The following is a 1418-nucleotide window of genomic DNA, read 5'->3' as shown; positions in this document are numbered from 1 at the left end:
TCGCGGCTTCACGCCGGTACTCCGGCGTGTACTTCTTGCGCTGTTGACTCACAATGAACATCCTCTCCTACGGACACAAGATCCGTACAAATAGGGTGTCCACTAAACGAGGGTAACCTCACAACTTCTAATTCATCGCTAGGAGGAACACACCCATGGCCTATGACTTCGTCATTGGCGTGGACGTCGGCAAATACTTCCACCACGCCTGCGTCCTCGATCCCCAAGGCAGACAAGTCCTGCCCAAACGCATCAATCAGCATGAAGGCTCGCTACGCAAGCTCTTCGGCCAATTCCTCGCCGACAACACCTCGGTCCTTGTCATTGTCGATCAACCCAACAACATCGGCCGATTAACCGTCGCAGTCGCCCAACACATAGGGCAGACGATCGCTATCTACCAGGGCTTGCGATGCGACAGCTCTCTCGCATCCACGTCGGCAACTCCAAGACCGATGTACGCGACGCCTACGTCATCGCCCATGCCGGTCTTAACCTTCCAGACGCCCTGCGCAGCGTCGACCGCGTTGAGGAAGTCTTTACCCAGCCAAAAGTTCTCAACGGTATCGACGAAGACCTCGCCCGAGCCTACACACGCCTAATTAACCAGATGCGATCCGCGCTCGTGGGAACCAATCCTGCCTTCGACCATGTCCTGCACGGACAGATGATTCACCGAAAATGGATCCTCCACCTACTTGCAAAATACGGCGGCCCCACCAAGATTCGACGCATCGGTAAAACACGCCTAGCAGCCTTTGCGCGCAGTCACAAAGCGCGCAATCCCGAGCCTGTCATCCATGCCATGCTTGCTGCCATCCACACACAGACCGTGTCCATTGCCGGCGCAGAATACCCCGAACTTAGCGTAGCAATGTCCGCCAAAGACGCACTGGCCAAACTAGCACATCGCAAGGAAATAGAAGCACAGGTACTCAAGCTCATTCAAGACATTCCTCAAACCGAGATTCTTTTATCCATGCCCGGCATCGGCCCACGTAGCGCAGCACAGATCCTCATGACTGTTGGCGATATGTCCGACCTCCCCGATGCAGCGCACCTAGCGTCCTATACAGGCCTATCACCACGGACAAATCAATCAGGAACGTCCATTATGCCGAATTCACCCAACCGCGCTGGCAACAAAAATTAAAGAACGCCCTATGGCAATCGTCTTCTGCATCGACCAGATTCCACGAGCGTTCCCGGCAATTCTATGAACGAAAACGCAAAGAAGACAAAAGACACAACGCCGCAGTCGTCGCACTCGCACGCCGACGCCTCAACGCTCTCTTCGCCATGATGCGAAACGGCGAGCACTACCGAGACATCTCTACAGCTCAGGAGGCTGCAGCAGCCTAAAGCCAACAGACCCCCATCCAAGCCGATTGCACAGCAAGCCCAACCGGCTCCTCAAG

Annotated in this window: 1 protein-coding gene and 1 pseudogene; both read left to right on the top strand. The window is 55.2% G+C overall.

Annotation, left to right across the window (positions count from 1 at the left end; translation table 11 throughout):
• Nucleotides 1-155: 155 nt before the first annotated feature.
• Nucleotides 156-580 (top strand): annotated as a pseudogene (locus MHK00_RS11995) (IS110 family transposase); the annotation flags it as partial.
• Nucleotides 581-610: 30 nt separating this feature from the next.
• Entirely contained in the window at nucleotides 611-1153 is a 543-nt protein-coding gene (locus tag MHK00_RS11990) for a transposase (protein WP_366512281.1), read from the top strand.
• Nucleotides 1154-1418 lie beyond the last annotated feature (265 nt).

This window comes from Corynebacterium tuberculostearicum (assembly GCF_022347385.1).
GTDB lineage: Bacteria > Actinomycetota > Actinomycetes > Mycobacteriales > Mycobacteriaceae > Corynebacterium > Corynebacterium tuberculostearicum_M.
The sequence above is the reverse complement of the archived record's forward strand: the minus strand, read 5'-3'. Positions and strand labels throughout refer to the sequence as shown.

Bases quoted from the DNA above. Each gene is read 5' to 3' on its own strand.
- MHK00_RS11990 (WP_366512281.1), top strand. From the start codon at position 611: ATGCGATCCGCGCTCGTGGGAACCAATCCTGCCTTCGACCATGTCCTG.